This is a genomic window from Pseudolabrys sp. (assembly GCF_035943735.1).
Lineage (GTDB): Bacteria > Pseudomonadota > Alphaproteobacteria > Rhizobiales > Xanthobacteraceae > Pseudolabrys.
Window position 1 is genome coordinate 94892 of record NZ_DASZBV010000008.1, and the last position, 19497, is coordinate 114388.

Below are 19497 nucleotides of genomic sequence, written 5' to 3' on the forward strand. Positions count from 1 at the left end.
GTCCCGGGCGCAGCGCAGCACGTCAGTGATGCGCTGCAGACCCGGGACCCCGGTTGTCGCAAGAAAGCTAGGGCCCGGATCTGCGAAGCAGAACTTCGTGCTGCATCGCGTCCGGGGCACGAGGCATCAAAACTCCTTCACCGCCGCGATCAGCCGTTCGATGTCCTCCGGCCGCGACAGCCGGTGATCGCCATCCTTGATCAGCGTCAGGACCACGTCGTCGCGCGACAGTCGCGTCACCAGTTCCTCCGCGTGCCGCCACGGCACGTCGGGGTCCTGGACGCCCTGCAGGATGTGCACCGGGCAGCCCGGCTCGATCAGGCCGCCGAGCATGAGATGCTGGCGGCCGTCCTCGATCAGCTTGCGCGTGATCGGATAGCCGCCGGGGTCGTAGTCCGACGGCCGGGTCCACTCGCCCTTCGTTTCGATGTCGCGCTTGATGGCCGGCGAGAACTGCTTCCACATCAGTTCCTCGGTGAAATCCACCGCCGGGGCGATCAGCACCATACCGGCAAGTGACGTATTTTGCGGCGCGGACCCTTTCAACTCGCGCAATCGCGCCGCCAAAAGTAATGCGATCCAGCCGCCCATCGACGAGCCGATGACGACCTGCGGGCCCTTGGCGAATTCCCTGTAGACGGCCAGGCTTTCCTCCAGCCATAGACCGATGGTGCCGTCGCGGAAATCGCCGCTCGACTCGCCATGCCCTGAATAATCGAAGCGCAGGCAGGCGCGGCCCTGCTCGGCCGCCCAGCGATCGAGCGCCTCGGCCTTGGTGCCCTTCATGTCGGATTTGAAACCGCCCAGCCAGATCAGGCCCGGGCCCTTGCCCTCGCGCACGCGCACGGCGATGGTCCGGCGAGGCGCAGGCGATTCGATGGTCAGGAATGTGAGACGGGCTTCACTCATAGGTCGGGCCGGTTCCGGAACAAACGCGATCGTGGGTGCCTGTTGTCGCCGCATTGCGCGCAGCCGCGCAAGGGGGCCCGCGTGCCGGTAGCGCAGCCGAGCCGGGGCAAGCCGCGCTCGCTCGCCGGCGCCACCATCCTGCAGATCGTGCCGGCCTTGAGCGACGACCCGGCCGGGCACGCCGCCGTCGAGATCGCGCTCACGCTGCTGCAATCGGGTGCGCGCGCCATCATCGCCGGCGACGGCGGACCGCTGGTCGGCGAATTGCGCGCCCTCGGCGGCCAATGGCTGCCGATGATCAACGACAGCATCAATCCGTTCCGTATCCGCAGGAACGCGCGGCAGCTCACCGAGCTCATCGCGGCGGAGCGCGTCGACATCGTGCATGCGCAAAGCGCCGGCGCCGCATGGAGCGCGTTGCAGGCCACGCACCGGCAGCCGGTGTTCACGGTGACGTCGTTTCCCGACCGGCTATCGACGGGGGCGTGGACGAAAGCGGCCGGCGCCTCGCTCGCACGCGGCGACCGCGTCATCGCGCCGTCGAGCTACATCTCTCTGGCGATGATCGATCGCTACAGGATCGCGCCCGAACGCATCACCGTCATCCCGCGCGCAGTCGACACGGCGACGTTCAACCCGGCCGCGATCAGCGGCGAGCGCATCGCCGCGCTGCGCCGCGTCTGGGGCCTGTTACCGAACATGCGCGTGGTGGTGATCGCCGGCCGCGTTGCGCCGTGGAACGGACAGATGAGCATGGTCGACGCGGCGCGTCTTATTGTTGCGCAAGGCCGCCGCGACATCGCCTTCGTCTTCGTTGGCGAGGACCGCCGGCACCTGCGCTACGCGGCGAGCCTGCGCCGGCGCGCGCAGACGCATGGCATCGACACGTTGTGCCGCTTCGTCGGACATTGTCCGGATATGCCCGCCGCGCTCGCGGTGGCCGATGTCGTCGTCGTGCCGGCGCTGCAACCGCCGCTGACCGGACGGGCGGTCTCCGAAGCGCAGGCCGTCGGCCGCCCGGTGGTGACGACCGCCGTCGGCATGCTGCCGGAAAACGTGCTGGCGCCGCCGCGCATGAGCGACGCATTGCGCACCGGCTGGGTGGTGCGGCCGAACCATGCCGGCGAACTCGCAGGCGCGGTCGGCGCGGCGCTCGCCTACTACCCCACGGCGGCGGAGGCGCTGGGCGCCCGCGCGCGGCAATTCGCCGAATTCATGTTCTCGCCGCAGAGCGTTGCCGAAGCCATCCGCGGGGTCTATACCTCGCTCTTGTCGCGGGACCGCTGACGCCTGCGCCCATCCGAATTCCCGTTCTTGTCCTGTTGCGCCGATTTTTGAGGGCGCCGTGCTTTCGAGGCCGTAACGAACGATGCCGGTTCAGTCCGCGTCAGCATCAACCGCCAATGCCGTGCGCGTGCAGGATCCGTCGTTTGCGCCGATGCGCGTCCTGATCGTCGCCCCGGCGCTCGAGGGCGGTGCCGCGGATGCCGGCGCGGTGGAATTGACACGCATCCTGCAGAACGCCGGCCACAAGGCGATCGTCGTCTCGCGCGCCGGGCGCCTCGCCGCCGACATCAATGCCGCCGGCGCGGAGTTCGTGCCGCTCGACGTCGCCACCGCCAATCCGGTGAAGATGCTGCGCAATGCCTTCGCGCTCAGGCGGCTGGCGCGCGACAAGCGCTGCGACTGCATCCATGCGCTCGGCCGCTCGGGCGCCTGGAGCGCGTTCCTCGCCGCGCGGCTCACGCGGTTGCCGTTCCTGACCAGCTGGTACAAGGGCTTCCGCGACCAGAACCTGTTCAAGCACGTCTATAACAGCGTCATGGCGCGCGGCGACCGTGTCGTCGCCGTCAGCGATCAACTGGCGCAACTCGTCAACGATCGCTACGGCACGCCGTGGGAGAAGCTGACCGTGCTGCCGTGCGGCGTCGATCTCGACCGTTTCGATCCCGAACGCATGACGCAGGAGCGCATCGACGCGATCCGTCACGCCTGGGGCGTCACCGGCGAGACCAAGGTGATCCTCGTCGTTGGCCGCATCCTGCGCCGCAAAGGCCACCACGTCGTCGTGAAAGCGGTCGATCGGCTCAAGACGATGGGGCTCAAGGATTTCCTCTGTGTTTTCGTCGGCGAGGACCGCGGCCGCACCCATTACACCGGCGAACTCTGGGATCTGGTGCTTTCCACCGGCACCATGGACGTGATCCGCATGGCCGCGCCGGTGCACGACATGCCGGCGGCCTATGCGGCCGCCTCAGTCGTCGTTTCGGCGGCGATCCAGCCGGAGGGCATGCAACGGGCGATCCTCGAGGCGCAGGCGATGGGCCGGCCGGTGATCGTGTCCGACCTCGCCGCCGGCACCGACGTCGTGCTGACCGCTCCGGCGGTGCCGGAGAGCCGCGTCGCCGGCCTACGCTTTCCCGCCGGCGACGACAGCCGGCTGGCGGCGACGCTTTTGCGACTGTTCTCGATCCCGCAGCCGATGCGGGCGGCGATGGGCGGGCGCGGCCGCGACTGGGTGCTGGGGCATTTCAACGCAGAGCTGGTCGCGGAACAGACGCTGCAGCTCTATGCCGAGGCGATCGGCCGTCCCGCCGTCGCCGGCGCGCGGGTTGCAGCCTGAAAAACCGCGAGAATCTTAGAATTTGAACACCACAGACCGGTTTTCTTTGCCTCCTGGCCCAGGAACCGCGTTGACTTATTCGCCGTTTCTACCAATCTCTCACGTGCCGGGGTGGTGAAATGCCGTCCCGGGTTTTGTCGCAACAACAGAGGAGTCAGCAGCCATTCGTCGTCCGATGAAAGCCGCGCAGCCCGTTCAAAAAGACGGCCCGCGCATCAACGAGGAGATCCGCGTCCGCGAGGTACAGCTGATCGATGCCACCGGGCACAACCACGGCCCGACACCAATCCAGACCGCGCTCGAAATGGCGCAGGCCGCGGGGCTTGATCTGGTCGAGATCGCCCCGAATTCCGCTCCGCCCGTCGCCAAGCTCCTGGACTACGGCAAGTACAAGTACCAGGCGCAGAAGAAGGCGGCCGAGGCCCGCAAGAAACAACACGTCGTCGAGATCAAGGAGATCAAGCTCCGGCCGATGATCGACGACCACGATTACGACGTGAAGATGCGCTCGATGAAGCGCTTCTTCGAGGAAGGCGACAAGGTCAAGATTACCTTGCGCTTCCGCGGCCGCGAGATGGCCCACCAGGAACTCGGCTACCAGCTGCTGAACCGGGTCAAGGGCGACATCGGACCGATCGCCAAGGTCGAGTCCGAACCGCGGTTCGAAGGCCGCCAGATGGTCATGGTGCTGGCCCCGCGCTGAGCGGCTCGCGCCGGCAGGTTCCCTCCCCCGTTGGGGGAGGGCTGTGGTGCGCCCCCTTGACCCGTCCGCGGCGGGCGAGCACCGCCCGCGCCTGTTGAAAACTGCGCCCGCCTCTGCCATAACCCCGCCCGCTCGCCGCCCGGCTACATAGGGCTGCCGTGGCGACGAACCCCGCTCAATCCCGAGCACCCTGCCTAAACCCTTGTGGTTCAAGGCAATTCCGGTCGTTGCGGCCTGTCCGCAAACGCCGCCAGGAGAGCCAAATGCCCAAGCTGAAGACCAAATCGGGCGCCAAAAAGCGCTTCAAGATCACCGCCCAAGGCAAGGTGAAGTACCAGCAGTCCGGCAAACGTCACGGCATGATCAAGCGGACCACCAAAACGATCCGCGAGCATCGCGGCACCGCGGTGCTGTTCAAGACCGACGGCGACAACATCAAGAAATACTGGATGCCGAACGGCTGATCCGGATTTCTTCGTCGCTCATCCCGTTTGCTGATCTAGCTCAGGAGTACTGCCATGGCCCGCGTCAAACGTGGCGTCACCGCCCACGCCAAGCACAAGAAAGTCTACAAGGCCGCCAAGGGCTATTACGGCCGCCGCAAGAATACGATCCGTATCGCCAAGCAGGCGGTGGAGAAGGCGAACCAGTACGCCTTCCGCGACCGCAAGCGTCGCAAGCGCACCTTCCGCGCGCTCTGGATCCAGCGCCTGAACGCCGCGGTCCGCCCGTTCGGTCTCAACTACTCGAAGTTCATCGACGGGCTGGCCAAGTCGGGTCTCGGGGTTGACCGCAAGGTGCTCTCGGATCTCGCGATCCATGAGCCGGCTGCTTTCGCCGCGATCGTCGAGAAGGCCAAGGCCGCGCTGCCGGCGCAAGCCCAAGCGTAAGACTCACGGTCGTCATGCCCGGCCTTGTGCCGGGCATCCACGCCTTCCTTCCGTCAGCGAGACGTGGATGGCCGGGACAAAAAGGGCGTTTACGCCCGTCTTCGCCGGGCTATGCCCGGCCATGACGGGGTACTCAAACGAGCCTCGCCATGTCCAACATCGCTTCGCTTGAATCCGAACTCCTGACCGCCGTTTCGTCCGCCAAGGACGAGGTGGCGCTCGAGGCCGTGCGCGTCGCCGCGCTCGGCAAGAGCGGCTCGGTCTCGGCGCTGCTGAAGACGCTGGGCGCCATGACGCCGGACGAGCGCAAGGTGCAGGGCCCTGCGATCAACGGGCTCAAGGACAAGGTCGGCGCCGCGATCGCCGCGCGCAAGGACGAGCTCGCCGCCAGCGCGCTCGACTCGCGTCTTGCCAGCGAGACCGTCGACGTCACGCTGCCGGTGCGCGAGGCGCCGGCCGAGAGCGGCCGCGTGCATCCGATCAGCCAGGTGATCGACGAGCTCACCGCCATCTTCGCCGACATGGGCTTCGCGGTGGCGGAAGGTCCCGACATCGAGACCGACGATTATAACTTCACCAAATTGAACTTCCCCGAAGGCCATCCGGCCCGGGAGATGCACGACACGTTCTACTTCAATCCGAAGCCGGACGGCTCGCGCCTGCTGCTGCGCACGCACACTTCGCCGGTGCAGGTGCGCACGATGCTCAGTCAGAAGCCGCCGATCCGCGTGATCTGTCCCGGTCGCACCTATCGCAGCGATTCGGACCAGACGCACACGCCGATGTTCCATCAGGTCGAGGGCCTGGTCATCGACAAGGGCTCGCACCTCGGCCATCTCAAGTGGATCCTGCAGGAGTTCTGCAAGGCCTTCTTCGAGGTCGACAACGTCAACATGCGTTTCCGCCCCTCATTCTTCCCGTTCACGGAACCATCGCTGGAAGTCGACATCCAGTGCAAACGCGGCAAGGACGAGATCAGGTTCGGCGAGGGCGAGGATTGGCTCGAAATCCTCGGCTGCGGCATGGTGCATCCGAACGTGCTGAAGAATTGCGGCCTCGATCCGGACGAATACCAGGGCTTTGCCTGGGGCATGGGCATCGACCGCATCGCGATGCTCAAATACGGCATGCACGACCTGCGTGCCTTCTTCGAGGCCGACCAGCGTTGGCTCGATCATTACGGCTTCCGCCCCCTCGATTTCCCGACGCTGGCCGGAGGGCTTTCGTCGTGAAATTCACCCTCTCCTGGCTGAAGGATCATCTCGACACGTCGGCGTCGCTCGACGAGATCGTCACCACGCTGACGATGATCGGGCTCGAGGTCGAGCGCGTCGAGGACAAGGCGAAGGAATACGCGCCGTTCAAGGTCGCGCAGATCATCGAAGCCGTGCAGCATCCGAATGCGGACCGCCTGCGCGTCTGCAAAGTCGATAACGGCACCGGCGCGCCGCTGCAGATCGTCTGCGGCGCGCCGAACGCGCGCGCGGGGCTGAAGACGGTGCTCGGACTGCCGGGCACCTACATTCCGGCCAAGGACATCACGCTCTCAGTCGGCAAGATCCGCGGCGTCGAGAGCCAGGGCATGATGATCTCTGGCGCCGAGATCGGCTTTTCCGACGACCACAGCGGCATCATCGAGATGCCGGAAGACGCGCCGATCGGCACGCCGTTCGCGGAAGTGCTCGGCATCTCCGAGCCGGTGATCGAGATCAATCTGACGCCGAACCGCCCGGATTGCACCGGCGTCAACGGCATCGCCCGCGACCTCGGTGCGACGCTCATCGGCGACTACAAGGAGAATGCGCCGAAGCGCATCGCCGGCACCTTCCCCTGCCCGGTCACCGTCAAGATTGAGGCGCCGGAATTGTGCCCGGCCTTCGCGCTGCGCCTCGTGCGCGGCGTCAAGAACGGCCCGTCGCCGGAATGGCTGCAGAAGCGGCTCGCCGCCATCGGCCTGCGTCCGATCAACGCGCTGGTCGACATCACCAATTACATCACCTACGACCGCGCGCGTCCGCTGCACGTGTTCGACGCCAGGAAGGTGAAGGGCAATCTCACCGTCCGCCGCGCGCAGAACGGCGAGCAACTGCTCGCGCTCGATGGCCGCACCTACGCGCTCGACAACGCGATGTGCGTCATCGCCGACGAGCGCGCGGTCGAATCGCTTGCCGGCATCATGGGCGGCGAGGAGTCGGGCTGCGACGAGACCACCACCGACGTGCTGATCGAATCTGCGCTGTGGAACGAACTCAACATCGCACAGACCGGCCGCAAGCTCGGCATCAACACCGATGCGCGCTACCGTTTCGAGCGCGGCGTCGACCCGAACTTCACCGTCCCCGGCCTCGATCTGGCGACGCAGATGGTGCTCGACTTCTGCGGCGGCGAGCCCTCGGAGATTTTCCTCGCCGGCGACCCCACGCCGAAGGAAAAGGTCATCGACTTCCCATTGTCCGAATTGCCGCGGCTGTCCGGCCTCAAACTGCCGATCAGCGACGTGCGCCGCGTGCTGGCGAAGCTCGGCTTCTTCATCGCCGGCCAAAGCGAGAAGGTGAAGGTCGCGGTGCCGTCCTGGCGGCCCGACGTGCACGGCCGCGCCGACATCGTCGAAGAAGTCGTGCGCATTGTCGGCGTCGACAAGGTGCCGCCGACGCCGTTCCCCCGCGGCGACAAGGCGCGCAAGCCGGTGCTCACCTCGATCCAGAATCGCACGCGCAAGGCCAAGCGCGCACTCGCCGCGCGCGGCCTCGTCGAGGCGGTGACGTGGTCGTTCGTGTCGAAGCGCGAGGCGGAATTGTTCGGCGGCGGCCAGGCGGAGCTCGCGCTCGCCAATCCGATCGCCGCCGAGCTCTCCGACATGCGGCCGAGCCTGCTGCCGGGCCTGATCATGGCGGCGCAACGCAATGCCGACCGCGGCATCGGCGACGTGGCGCTGTTCGAGGTCGGCCAGATCTTCAAGGGCGACAGGCCTGAGGACCAGTTCACTGCCGCCTCGGGATTGCGCCGCGCGCTGGCCAAGCCAGACGGCGTTGGCCGGGACTGGTCGCGCGCAGCGACCCCGGTCGACGCGTTCGATGCCAAGGCCGACGCCTTTGCCGTGCTCGCCGCTGCCGGCGCACCGATGGCTGCGCTCCAGATCGTCGCCGGCGGCCCGGCCTGGCTGCATCCGGGCCGCTCGGGCACTATCCAGATGGGGCCGAAGAACGTCATCGGCTGGTTCGGCGAACTGCATCCGCGCGCGCTTGCCGCACTGCAGGCGGACGGTCCGCTGGTCAGCTTCGAGGTGCTGCTCGAGACGATCCCCGAGCCGAAGGCCAAGGCGACGCGCGCCAAGCCGATGCTCGAGCTGTCGCCGTTCCAGCCGGTCGAGCGCGACTTCGCTTTCATCGTCGACCGCGCGGTCAAGGCCGGCGACATCGTGCGTACGGCGCTCGGCGTCGATCGCAAGCTGATCACCAAAGTCAGCGTGTTCGATGTCTACGAGGGCAAGGGCATCGATCCGGGCAAGAAGTCGATCGCCATCGCGGTGACCTTGCAGCCGCGCGAGAAGACGATGACCGATCAGGAGATCGAGGCGCTGGCGGGCAAGATCGTCGCCGAGGTGACGAAACGCACAGGTGGGGTGCTGCGCGGTTAGGCCGCCAGCAAATCCGCGTAGGCAAACCCATCGCGCGTGACCGTCTCGCCGACGCGCACGGGCACCGGCCGCGCCAGCATCGGCCCGGCAAACACGAACGAGTGGAATTCGCCGTTCTCACCGCACGGGTCGACGCCGGCCGGCAGATCGCCGAGCAGCGCCGGGTCGAAGCGGCGACCGGCGAAGTCGGCGGACAGCTTCTTCAGGTCGACGGTCGCCAGATGCGCCTGCAAGCCTCCCGCGATCATCTCGCGCGCCAGTGCATCGGTCGGCTTCAGCCATAGCGGAAATACCGGCGTGATGCCTGTCTCCTTCAGCTTCTCGACACGGTAGGCGCGGATGTCCTCGAGGAACAGGTCGCCGAAGATGATGTGGGTGATGCCATCTGCCTTCGCCTGCGCAGTCGCTTCCGCCATCGCCTTCTCGTAGATGTCGTTCGTGCATGGATGCGGGATGTGCACCAGCACCGGCTTCAATCCGGCGGCGGCTATCTGCATTTCCAGCAGCTGTTGGCGTACGCCGTGCATGGCGACGCGCTCGAAAGTGCGGTTGACCGTGGTCAGCGCGCCCACAACGTCGTAATCGCCGCTCTGCCGCACGATATGCAGCGCCCAGGCGCTGTCCTTGCCGCTCGACCAGGCGATCAGGGCCTTCGGCCGCATCAATTCTCTCCCCGCCGCTTGCGGCGCTTCGACCGCGTCTTCGGTTCCTCGCGGCGTCCGTGCTGAAGATAGCGGATCACCGCTTCCGCCGTGCGCGTACCCGACTCCCAGGCGCCATTAACGGTGCCCCATTGCGTTTCGTGCAGCGCCTCGCCGGCGAGCCAGACGCGGCCGAGCGGCTCGGCCAGCGCCTTGCGCGCCTCGGCATGGCCTGGCGTCGCCGCCGACATGGCGCCGAGCACATAATCCTGAGCGTTCCAGCGCGTGACGCGGCTCTTCTTGATATACTTTTTGACGTTGGTGTCGAAGGCCGAGGATAACCACGACGTGGCGAAATCGAGCATCGCCGCTTCGCCTTTCGCCGACAGCTCGCGGCCGAACGCGCCGCCGATGGTAACCACGTGCAGACTGGTGCCCGAGACGTTGGCGATGAGCGCCGCGGTCTTGTTACCGGTCGCCTGCTCGAAGATCAGGTCGTCCTTCTGCAGATTGAGCGGATTGCCGGGCATGTCGAGCGCGATGTGGTCGAGGCTGCCGAGCGGCAGGTTGCCGAGCGAGGCTTTGACGTTCTTCGGCAGCGGCGGAATAAATTCGATATCGTCGCCGAGCAGCGCGTTGGTCGAGGCGGTCAGGATCACCGCGCGCGGGTACCACAGCGATTCCTCGGTCTCCAGCACCGCGCTCTTGCCCCAGGCGATCATCGTCACCGGCGTCTTCGTCTTGATGGTGAGCCCGGCCGCCTGCTTCGCCAGCAGCGCGCCGTAGCCCTGGCGGCAGAATGATTCGCCGCTGCGCTCGACCGTGCGCACCAGGTCGGCGGCGGAGATGTCGACGAGATCCTTCGACGTCGCGTAGGGACCGAGCATGAATTCGAGCGACGACTTCCATAAGCCAAGGTCGTTCGGCAGCAGCCGCTCCGCCGGGATGTCGCCTTTGCCCTTGGGCGGCTCGCGCAGCGCGCGCTGCGCTCGCACCTCGGCGGCGAGGAAGAGTTCGAGCTCGGCGTCGCGCGCGGCCCGCGGGCCGATGCGCATGTTCTGCCAGCGCGGCGCCGCATAGACGTCGAGGCCGGCCGGCGGTCCGCCCGCCAGCAGCGGATTGGCACCCGGATTGTGAATCCAGTGCGCGCCGAGATCGAACGGGATTCCGAAGGTCGTCGTGTCGGTTGCGCAACGCCCGCCGATGCGGTCGGACGCCTCGAAGACGAGCACGCGCAACTTCTCGGCGGTAAGCCGCCGTGCCGCCGCGAGACCGGCGGCGCCGGCACCGATGACGATCACGTCCGCGTCTTCACCGGCGGGTTTCGCCGCCAAAGCCGGGCGCGCCAGCAGCGCAGCGGATGCGGCGAGAAAACTGCGGCGGCTCAAACGCGGCATGGTGTCCGAATGGTTTCCAGGCGGGTGGCCAGAATGCACGAATGCGCGCCAACGCGCAATTTCCATGGCTAACGTCGATTAACGCCTCGACGCGCGATGAACGGAATTGCAATGACTCTGGATTAAATCTGTCACGAACAAGACGAACGCGTGCGGCTGGCACGCGACTGGGGAGTGCCGCTTGGCGTCGCGGGGCTGACGCCGGGATGGACGTCATGGGCATCGTCGTCGAGGGGATCGGGCGCGTCATCGCGCATTACCTGGAGAAGCCGGCGGTCGGCTACGAGCCGTTCACGCCGAGCGACGCCGGGGCGTTGCGTGCAGCGCTCAAGCCCGGCGACGTCCTTCTCGTCGAAGGCAACAACCACATCTCCGGCGTCATCAAGTATCTCACGCAATCGACCTGGTCGCACGCCGCGCTCTATGTCGGGCCGATCGGCGACCGCGTCACCGCCGAGGGCGAGCCTTTGGTGCTGGTCGAGGCGAATATCGGCCAGGGCGTGGTCGCGGCACCGCTGTCGAAATACACGCGCTTCCACACGCGCATCTGCCGGCCGGTCGGCCTGACCGACGACGACCGCGCGCGCGTCTGCGCATACGCGGCCGAGCGCATCGGCTTCGATTACGATCTCAAGAACATCCTCGACCTCATGCGCTATCTCTTCCCGCTGCCGGTGCCGCAGCGCTGGCGCCGGCGCATGATTGCGCTCGGCTCGGGCCATCCGACGCGCATCATCTGTTCGGCGCTCATCGCGCAAGCTTTCGAGACGGTGCGTTATCCGATCCTGCCGAAGGTGATGCGTGCGGAGAGCGACGCCGCGCGCGAAGAAATCCTGGAGATCCGTCACTCCTCGCTCTACGCGCCGCGCGATTTCGATATCTCGCCCTATTTCGAGGTGGTGAAGCCGACCGTGCGCAACGGCTTCGACTACAAGGCGATGGCCTGGGCGGATCTGGCGGAGGCGGCGTCGCTGGTGCCGGCGGCGGAACCGGCCGAGGAATTGTCGCCGGCGGTCTAGGAGGGTGTCATGGCCGGGCTCGTCCCGGCGCGATGCCCGCCTGATCGGGATCGCCGGGACGAGCCCGGCGATGACAACCAAAAATGACGCCGCTTGTGTTCCCGCGCCGCTCCGCCTACCTCTTCCCTCATGCTCGATGCCGCCTTCAAGGCCCTCGCCGACATGCTCCGGCCGCCGCTGCGCTCGGTGCTGATCAAGTCCGTCCTGCTCGCGCTGGCGCTGATCGTCGTCATCGGCATCGCGCTCCAGCGCGTGCTGTCGTCGCTGGCCGAAAACGGCGCCACCTGGGCGGAGCAGACCTCCGGCTTTGCGCCGCATTCGCTGTGGGCGGCGATCGCCTGGCTTTTGTCGATCATGGCCGGTGTCGGCATCATCACCGGCGCGGTGTTCCTGATGCCGGCGGTCACCGCCTTCGTCGGCAGCTTCTTCGTCGATGACGTCGCCGACGAGATCGAGCGCTGGCACTACCCGGCCGAGCCGCCGGGCCGCGCGCTGTCGATCGTCACCGCCGTCATCGAAGGCGGCAAGTTCGCGCTGTTGGCGCTCATCGTCTATCTGGTCGCGCTGCCCTTCGTTCTGTTCGCCGGCTTCGGCGTCCTGATCCTGTTCGTCGCCAACAGCTATCTGCTCGGGCGCAACTTCTTCGAGCTCGCGGCGATGCGCTTCTATCCGCCGTGGGAGGCGAAGGCGCTGCGCCGCCGCAACGCCGGCTATGTCTTCATCGCCGGCATGTTCATCGCGCTGTTCGTGTCGATCCCGATCCTCAATCTGGCGACGCCGGTCTTCGCCATGGCCTTCATGGTGCACATTCACAAGCGTGTGGCGGCGAAGCGGGTCGAGTTAATCGAGCGGACGCAGTAGCGCCTCAGCCCTTCTGCCGCAGATCGATGACGCGCCGAGCCTTGCCGGCCGAGCGCTCCACGCCGCCCGGCTTGACCGTCTCCACCTCGGCGGTCACTCCAACCTGGCTCTTGATGTGGTGCGCGAGGGTGCGCGCGCTCTTCGGCCATTCCTCGTCAGCCACATCGGCACGCGCCTCGACGATGACCTTGATGGCGTCGAGCCGCTCGTCGCGGCGCAGCTCGATCACAAAATGCGGCGCCAGCCGCTCGTCCTTGAGGATGAGCTCTTCGATCTGACTGGGAAACACGTTGACGCCGCGGATGATCATCATGTCGTCGGAACGGCCGATCACCTTCTCCATGCGGCGCATCGAGCGCGCGGTGCCGGGCAAGATTCGCGACAGGTCGCGCGTGCGATAGCGGATGACGGGCATCGCCTCCTTGGTGAGCGACGTGAACACGAGCTCGCCCACCTCACCATCCGGCAGTACGGCGCCGGTCGCCGGATCAATCACCTCCGGATAGAAATGATCCTCCCAGATGGTGCAGCCGTCCTTGCTCTCGATGCATTCCACCGAAACGCCCGGGCCGATCACTTCCGACAGGCCGTAATTGTCGATTGCATGCAGGTCGAAGGCGTCCTCGATTTCGGCGCGCATCGCATTGGTCCAGGGCTCGGCGCCGCACATCGCAATCTTGAGCGAGCTCGCGCGCGGATCGACCTTCTGGGCGCGGAATTCATCGAGGATGGCGAGCAGATAGCTCGGGGTGACGAAAATGATGTCGGGCTTGAAGTCGCCAATCAGCTTGACTTGCCGCTCAGTCATGCCGCCCGAGACGGGCACCACGGTCAGACCCAGTCGCTCGGCCCCGTGATGGAAGCCGAGGCCGCCGGTGAAAAGGCCGTAGCCGTAGGAATTCTGCGCCAGCATGCCGGGACGGCAGCCCGCCGCCCGCATGCAACGCGCGATGATGTCGGCCCAGGTCTCGATGTCGCGGCGGCTGTAGCCGACCACGGTCGGCTTGCCGGTCGTGCCCGACGACGCATGCACGCGCAGCAATTGCTCGCGCGGCATCGCCATCAGGCCGAACGGATAATTCTCGCGTAGCTCGGCCTTGGTGGTGAACGGAAACCTGCGTAGATCCTCGAGCGTCTTGAGATCGTCCGGATGCACACCCGCTTTGTCGAAGACGCGCTTGTAATGCGCGACGTTCCTGTAGACATGCGCCAGCGTCCATTTCAGGCGGTCGAGCTGCAGCGCCGAAATCTCGTCGCGCGAGGCGATTTCGATCGGCTCGATGGCTTCGCGGCGCGGCGTCAGATCGGCGCCTTTGAGGACGAGGCCAGGCACGGTCAGATCTTTCGTTGCGCCGCGTTCCAGTGCTTCTCGAGATTGGCGATCAGCGCCGGCGAGAAGTGACAATAGGCCTGCTCGCGGCAGTACACCGCCATGTAACGGCGGAACAGGTCGAGCGGCTCCTCGCCGACGCGGATGGCGCGCCGGTTGCCGGCTGCGCTCACCACGCCGGAGCCGGTGAAGTCGTCGACCACGCGGTCGATCGCCTGCTCCATTTCGCCCGGCGGCACGACCAAGTCGCAGATCAGCCGGCCCTCGGGCGTATCGCAATCGAGCCGCCGCCCCATCAGAATTGCCTGGCGCGTGATGCGGTCGCCGACGAAGCGCGGCATGCGCAGATTCGCCGCGCCGGGGATGATCCCTTCCTTGCGCGCTGGCAGCGTCATGTAGGCGTCGCTGCCGGCCACGACATAATCCATCGCCAGCAGATACTGACAGCCGCCGCCGATGGCGAAGACATCGAGGCCGGCGACCCACGGCTTCTCGCGCGTGCCGCCATAAACCTCGTCGGGGCTCACGTCAGCCCTGGCGAGCCCGCGCATCATCTTGTTGACGATGCCCATGTCGCGGCGGATGTACCAGAGGTAGGGGATTTTCCCCATGTAGAGATGCGTGAGGTTGATGCCGGCGGAGAAGATCTTGCGGCCCTTGTATTTCGGGTGCTCGACCACGCCACCGCGCAGCACGCAGATTTCGCTCGTCGGATCGAGGAGCGCGATGTCGGCGGCGGTTTCGGTGTCGTCGAGCGTGTCGTCGTCCTCGGCGTTGAGGAAACGCGGGTTGATCACGCTAACCACCGCCGACTTGCCACGCCGCTCGACGCGCGCCGGGCCGAAATCGATCACGCCATTCTTGACGAACTCGCCGGCGCGCTCGACCGCCTCCGGTCTCGGCATCAGCATGGCGTGGCAAAGATGCGTGCCCGCCTCTGGCAGCGCGAGCACCTGCGCCAGGAAAATGCCTTGATCGACTTCGACGCCGTCCTTTTCGCTCTGCATCCCGCTGTCGGCGCCGACCTGCATGCGCGTCGGCGTCAGCCCGGGAACGAGCTTGGCCGCGTCGAAAACGAGATCATCGACGCGGACGAAGCGCGTAAGATTTTTGGTGAGCTTGCGGTAGATGGCATCGGCGTGGCGGGTGAGAAACCGCTCGCGCGAGCGACGGAGCTCTTGAAGAAGGACTGCTGCCGCCATCTGCTGTTCGGCTGTGCGTTCGGGCTTTTTCGGCAGCTTGGCGAGAAGATCGTTGCCGGCACGCCAGAACTTGGTCGCGGCCGCAACGTCGCGTTTGAGGTTTCCGCTTACGGGCGGCTGCGCCTTGCTCCAGGCAGCGGCCGCCTTGTCCGGGACGCCACCGCGCCGCAGAGTTTCAGCTCCATTCTGTTGAACGGACTCTCCTGCAGGCGCGATCCCGAAAGCTTCCATGACGCCTACTCCCTGAACGCTTTTTTATTATTGCACCACCGCCTTGCCCGGCCACTTGCACAGATCGGCGATGATGCAGTGCTCGCAGCGCGGCTTGCGCGCCACGCAAGTGTAGCGCCCGTGCAGGATAAGCCAATGGTGCGCGTGGCGCTTGTATTGCTCGGGCACGACCCGCTGGAGCTTCTGCTCGACCTCGAGCGGCGTCTTGCCGGTGGCGAGCCCCGTGCGGTTGCCGACGCGGAAGATGTGCGTGTCGACGGCGATGGTCGGCTCGCCGAAGGCGATATTCAGCACGACGTTCGCCGTCTTGCGGCCGACGCCGGGCAGCGTCTCCAGCGCCTCGCGCGAGCGCGGCACCTCGCCGCCATGCTCGGCCACCAACCGCCGCGACAGCTCGACCACGTTCTTCGCCTTGGTGCGGAAGAGGCCTATGGTCTTCACCAGATCGCGCACGCGCTCCTCGCCGAGCGCGGCCATCTTCGCCGGAGTGTCGGCGGCGGCGAACAAAGCCGGCGTCGCCTTGTTGACGCCGGCATCGGTCGCCTGCGCCGAGAGCACGACGGCAACGAGGAGCGTAAACGGGTTGATGTGCTGCAGCTCGCCCTTCGGCTCCGGATTGGCCGCCTGGAAGCGGCGGAACGCCTCCTCGATCTCGGCATTGGTCCACTGCGGCAGCGCGCCGTCAGCAGCCTTGGTGTCGGCTTTCGCGCGTTGCGGCTTCGGTTTCACCTTGGCCGCCGTACCCTTGCGCGCTTTGGCGATGGGCTTATTGACCTTGCGCACGGGCTTGCGGACCGCCTTGCGGCTCGATTTCTTCGCCATGATCCCGGTATAGTGGTGCGCATGACGACCGACAACGCCGACGAACTCGAACCCACGATCTTTTCGACCGTGCTGACGCCGCACCGGTCGCTGCACAGCGTCGGTTTCATCATCCTGATGACGGTCTACGGCGCCGTCAGCTTCGCCGCCGGCATCGGCTTCTGGCTGATGGGTGCCTGGCCGGTGTTCGGCTTCATGGGTCTCGACGTGCTGCTGCTCTATTGGGCGTTCCGCGTGAACTACGCCCGTGCCGCCGCCTACGAGGAGTTCAGGATCACCCCATCGGCGCTCACGGTGCGCAAGGTCAGCCATCGCGGCGCCGTGCGCGAATGGCTGCTCAATCCGCTGTGGGTCCGGCTCGAGCGCGTGACGCACGAAGAATACGGCATCGAACGCCTGTTCCTCGTTTCGCGCGGCAAACACCTCACCGTCGCCGGTTTCCTCGGGCCGAACGAGAAGGCCGATTTCGCCAAGGCGCTCACCAATGCTCTCAACGAGGCCAGGCGCGGCGTGACCAGGACGGTATTGCCCTAGGCAGAAACCGGGTGGTGGCCGACGGCCCCCGGGCCTACATTTTGGCCATGAACATCACCCTCGATGACATGGCTCCGGCCATCCGCCTGCCCGAGTTCGCGCCCCTTGCGACTGCGGCGGCCGATTACGACGTGGTACGGCGCGCGATCGCGCATATCCGCGGCAACTGGCGTTCGCAGCCGGAAATCGAAGCCATCGCCCATTCCGCCGGCGTCACGGCCACGGAACTGCATCATCTGTTCCGCCGCTGGTGCGGACTGACGCCGAAGGCGTTTCTGCAGGCGCTGACGCTCAACTCGGCCCGCGAATTGTTGCGCTCGTCGGCGAGCGTGCTCGACACCGCTTACGAAGTCGGACTCTCCGGCCCCGGACGGCTGCACGACCTCTTCGTCACGCACGAGGCGATGTCGCCGGGCGAATGGAAGGCCGGCGGCGAAGGCCTCACCATGACCTACGGCTTCCACCCTTCCCCGTTCGGCATGGCGCTGGTGATGACGACGCCTCGCGGCCTCGCCGGCCTCGCGCTCGCCGACTCCGGCAAGGAGCGCGCCGCGCTGCGCGACATGAAATCGCGCTGGCCGAAAGCGAAATACGTCGAGGATTTCGCCGCCACCGCGCCGACGGCGCGGCGCATCTTCGATCCAGGCTTGTGGCGCAAGGAGCAGCCGCTGCGTGTCGTGCTGATCGGCACCGATTTCGAGGTGCGCGTGTGGGAAAAGCTGCTCACCATCCCGATGGGGCGACTCACCACCTATTCCGATCTGGCGGCGAAGGCCGGCAAGCCGAATGCCGCGCGCGCGGTCGGCGCCGCCGTCGGCAAGAACCCGATCTGTTTCGTGGTGCCGTGTCACCGCGTCATCGGAAAGAGCGGCGAGCTCACCGGCTATCATTGGGGGCTTACACGCAAGCGCGCGATGCTCGGCTGGGAAGCGGGCCAGGCGGGTGCGGCCGCCTAAGGTTTCTTTCGGAAAACGACTGCAACTTGCCGGCAGCCGGCGAGTTGACGATGTCGGGCCGATCCTCCAAAACCCCGCCGGATTGGTCCGACAGCGGGAATTATCCGAATGCAGAAGCGCCGTCCTGTGATGCTGGTGGTACTGGACGGCTGGGGCTGGCGCGAAGACGCCGCCAACAACGCCGTTCTCGAGGCCAAGACCCCGAGCTTCAACCGTCTCTGGTCCAGTTGCCCGCACGGCTTCCTGCACACCTCGGGCAAGGATGTCGGCCTGCCGCCGGGCCAGATGGGCAATTCCGAGGTCGGCCATCTCAACATCGGCGCCGGGCGCGTGGTGATGCAGGACCTGCCGCGCATCGACGACGCAATCGCCAGCGGCGAGATCGCGCGGATGCCGGCCGTCATCGATTTGATCGCGACGTTGAAACAGAGCGGCGGCACCTGCCACCTGTTGGGCCTGGTCTCGCCGGGCGGCGTGCACTCGCACCAGAACCACGCGGTGGCGCTCGCCAAAATCCTGACGGACGCCAAGATCCCCGTCGTGGTGCACGTGCTCACCGACGGCCGCGATACGCCGCCGCAGGCCGCGGCCGGGTACCTCAAGACCTTCACCGCCGCGCTGCCGCCGTCCGTCAAGGTCGTGACGGTGATCGGCCGTTATTACGCCATGGACCGCGATAAGCGCTGGGAGCGCGTGTCGAAGGCCTATGATGCGATCGTCGCCGGCGAGGGTGCGCACTTTGCCGATCCGCAGGCGGCCATCGCCGACGCCTACGCCAACAAGGTCCACGACGAATTCATCCTGCCCGCCGTGATCGGCGACTACAGCGGCATGAAGGACGGCGACGGCGTCCTGTGCTTCAACTTCCGCGCCGATCGCGTGCGCGAGATCCTGGGCGCAATGCTCGATCCCGCGTTCTCGGGCTTCACACGCAAGCGCACGGTGAAAGTTGCCGCCGCCGTCGGCATGGCGCAATACAGCGAAGAGCTCGACAGGCTGATGGCGACGATCTTTCCGCCGCAGAGCTTTCCCAACATCCTCGGCGAGGTCGTCGCCAACGCGCATCGCACGCAATTGCGCATGGCCGAGACCGAGAAATATCCGCACGTCACGTATTTCCTGAACGGCGGCCGCGAGGAGCCGTTCGACGGCGAAAACCGCATCATGGTGCCCTCGCCCAAGGTCGCGACCTACGACCTGCAGCCCGAGATGTCGGCGCCCGAATTGACCGACAAGGCGGTCGAAGCGATCAAGTCAGGCAAGTACGACCTGATCGTGCTCAACTTCGCCAACGCCGATATGGTCGGCCATACCGGTAGCATCCCGGCGGCGATCAAGGCGGTGGAGACGGTCGACACCGGGCTCGGCAAGATCGCCAATGCGATCGAGTCGATGGGCGGCGCTTTGCTCGTCACCGCCGACCATGGCAATGCCGAGATGATGGTCGACCCCGCGACCGGCGGTCCACACACGGCGCACACGCTCAATCCGGTGCCGCTGATCCTGATGGGTGCGGGCAACCGTGTCGTCGTCAAGGAAGGCCGACTCGCCGATATCGCGCCGACGCTGCTCGAGCTGATGGGCCTACCCAAGCCTGCGGAGATGACGGGCACATCGCTGATGCAGGGGTAAGAGCTTCGACAGGCATGGCAGGACTCCCTCTCCCCGCTGGGAAGTGGGTTGGGGTGAGGGGGTTCCTGAACCTCGTGATTTGTAACCCCTCACCCGCCCGCGCTTCGCAC

Annotated in this window: 18 protein-coding genes; 12 read left to right on the forward strand and 6 right to left on the reverse strand. The window is 66.3% G+C overall.

Annotation, left to right across the window (positions count from 1 at the left end; all coding sequences use genetic code 11):
- Nucleotides 1-126: 126 nt before the first annotated feature.
- Nucleotides 127-909, reverse strand: a complete 783-nt coding sequence (locus VGV41_RS05090; protein WP_326862580.1) for an alpha/beta hydrolase — start codon at nucleotides 907-909, stop codon at nucleotides 127-129.
- An 81-nt stretch (nucleotides 910-990) separates the two neighbouring features.
- Here VGV41_RS05090 and VGV41_RS05095 point away from each other — a divergent pair, with 81 nt between their 5' ends.
- The 7 genes from VGV41_RS05095 to pheT all read left to right on the forward strand — a co-directional run bounded on the left by VGV41_RS05095 (nucleotide 991) and on the right by pheT (nucleotide 8762).
- Nucleotides 991-2196: a glycosyltransferase gene (locus VGV41_RS05095; RefSeq protein WP_326862581.1), complete on the forward strand. Its 1206-nt coding sequence runs from the start codon at nucleotides 991-993 to the stop codon at nucleotides 2194-2196.
- An 82-nt stretch (nucleotides 2197-2278) separates the two neighbouring features.
- Complete coding sequence (locus VGV41_RS05100; protein ID WP_326862582.1) at nucleotides 2279-3532, forward strand: glycosyltransferase; 1254 nt, start codon at nucleotides 2279-2281, stop codon at nucleotides 3530-3532.
- A gap of 163 nt (nucleotides 3533-3695) precedes the next feature.
- Nucleotides 3696-4235: a translation initiation factor IF-3 gene (gene infC / locus VGV41_RS05105; protein ID WP_326862748.1), complete on the forward strand. Its 540-nt coding sequence runs from the start codon at nucleotides 3696-3698 to the stop codon at nucleotides 4233-4235.
- A gap of 263 nt (nucleotides 4236-4498) precedes the next feature.
- Nucleotides 4499-4699: a 50S ribosomal protein L35 gene (gene rpmI, locus VGV41_RS05110; protein ID WP_326862583.1), complete on the forward strand. Its 201-nt coding sequence runs from the start codon at nucleotides 4499-4501 to the stop codon at nucleotides 4697-4699.
- Between the two features lie 54 nt (nucleotides 4700-4753).
- The gene (rplT, locus tag VGV41_RS05115; RefSeq protein ID WP_326862584.1) at nucleotides 4754-5125 is read left to right on the forward strand and encodes a 50S ribosomal protein L20; all 372 of its coding nucleotides are present in this window, start codon (nucleotides 4754-4756) and stop codon (nucleotides 5123-5125) included.
- A gap of 149 nt (nucleotides 5126-5274) precedes the next feature.
- A complete protein-coding gene (gene pheS, locus VGV41_RS05120) occupies nucleotides 5275-6357 on the forward strand; it encodes a phenylalanine--tRNA ligase subunit alpha (protein WP_326862585.1) in 1083 nt (360 codons plus the stop codon).
- Nucleotides 6354-8762 carry a phenylalanine--tRNA ligase subunit beta gene (pheT, locus tag VGV41_RS05125; RefSeq protein WP_326862586.1) on the forward strand — a complete coding sequence of 803 codons (2409 nt, stop codon included), beginning with the start codon at nucleotides 6354-6356 and terminating at the stop codon, nucleotides 8760-8762. Before pheS ends, pheT begins: the two co-directional genes overlap by 4 nt.
- On the opposite strand, the gene VGV41_RS05130 is transcribed toward pheT, so the two are convergent.
- Both VGV41_RS05130 and VGV41_RS05135 read right to left on the reverse strand, forming a co-directional pair.
- Nucleotides 8759-9424, reverse strand: a complete 666-nt coding sequence (locus tag VGV41_RS05130) for an ATP-binding protein (RefSeq protein WP_326862587.1) — start codon at nucleotides 9422-9424, stop codon at nucleotides 8759-8761. The genes pheT and VGV41_RS05130 overlap by 4 nt on opposite strands.
- On the reverse strand, nucleotides 9424-10800 hold the full coding sequence (locus tag VGV41_RS05135) for an NAD(P)/FAD-dependent oxidoreductase (protein WP_326862588.1): 1377 nt from the start codon (nucleotides 10798-10800) through the stop codon (nucleotides 9424-9426). The genes VGV41_RS05130 and VGV41_RS05135 overlap by 1 nt, the downstream gene beginning before the upstream one ends.
- Before the next feature lie 215 nt (nucleotides 10801-11015).
- On the opposite strand from VGV41_RS05135, the gene VGV41_RS05140 reads away from it, so the two are divergent.
- Nucleotides 11016-11819, forward strand: coding sequence for a YiiX/YebB-like N1pC/P60 family cysteine hydrolase (locus VGV41_RS05140; RefSeq protein WP_326862589.1), 804 nt, complete (start codon nucleotides 11016-11018; stop codon nucleotides 11817-11819).
- A 129-nt stretch (nucleotides 11820-11948) separates the two neighbouring features.
- Nucleotides 11949-12680, forward strand: a complete 732-nt coding sequence (locus VGV41_RS05145; RefSeq protein ID WP_326862590.1) for a sulfate transporter family protein — start codon at nucleotides 11949-11951, stop codon at nucleotides 12678-12680.
- Nucleotides 12681-12684: 4 nt separating this feature from the next.
- Here the strand turns inward: VGV41_RS05145 and paaK are convergent, their stop codons facing one another.
- The 3 genes from paaK to nth are packed head-to-tail and all read right to left on the reverse strand — an operon-like array spanning nucleotide 12685 to nucleotide 16265.
- Complete coding sequence (gene paaK / locus VGV41_RS05150) at nucleotides 12685-14013, reverse strand: phenylacetate--CoA ligase PaaK (protein ID WP_326862591.1); 1329 nt, start codon at nucleotides 14011-14013, stop codon at nucleotides 12685-12687.
- A gap of 2 nt (nucleotides 14014-14015) precedes the next feature.
- Entirely contained in the window at nucleotides 14016-15443 is a 1428-nt protein-coding gene (locus VGV41_RS05155) for an enoyl-CoA hydratase/isomerase family protein (RefSeq protein WP_326862593.1), read from the reverse strand.
- A 27-nt stretch (nucleotides 15444-15470) separates the two neighbouring features.
- A complete protein-coding gene (gene nth, locus VGV41_RS05160) occupies nucleotides 15471-16265 on the reverse strand; it encodes an endonuclease III (protein ID WP_326862595.1) in 795 nt (264 codons plus the stop codon).
- A gap of 21 nt (nucleotides 16266-16286) precedes the next feature.
- On the opposite strand from nth, the gene VGV41_RS05165 reads away from it, so the two are divergent.
- From VGV41_RS05165 to gpmI, 3 genes are all read left to right on the forward strand, one after another.
- Nucleotides 16287-16799 (forward strand): DUF2244 domain-containing protein, encoded by a 513-nt coding sequence (locus VGV41_RS05165; protein ID WP_326862597.1) that lies wholly within the window; start codon nucleotides 16287-16289, stop codon nucleotides 16797-16799.
- 68 nt (nucleotides 16800-16867) lie between these two features.
- Entirely contained in the window at nucleotides 16868-17755 is an 888-nt protein-coding gene (locus VGV41_RS05170) for a bifunctional helix-turn-helix domain-containing protein/methylated-DNA--[protein]-cysteine S-methyltransferase (RefSeq protein ID WP_326862749.1), read from the forward strand.
- A gap of 108 nt (nucleotides 17756-17863) precedes the next feature.
- Entirely contained in the window at nucleotides 17864-19387 is a 1524-nt protein-coding gene (gpmI, locus tag VGV41_RS05175) for a 2,3-bisphosphoglycerate-independent phosphoglycerate mutase (RefSeq protein WP_326862599.1), read from the forward strand.
- Nucleotides 19388-19497 lie beyond the last annotated feature (110 nt).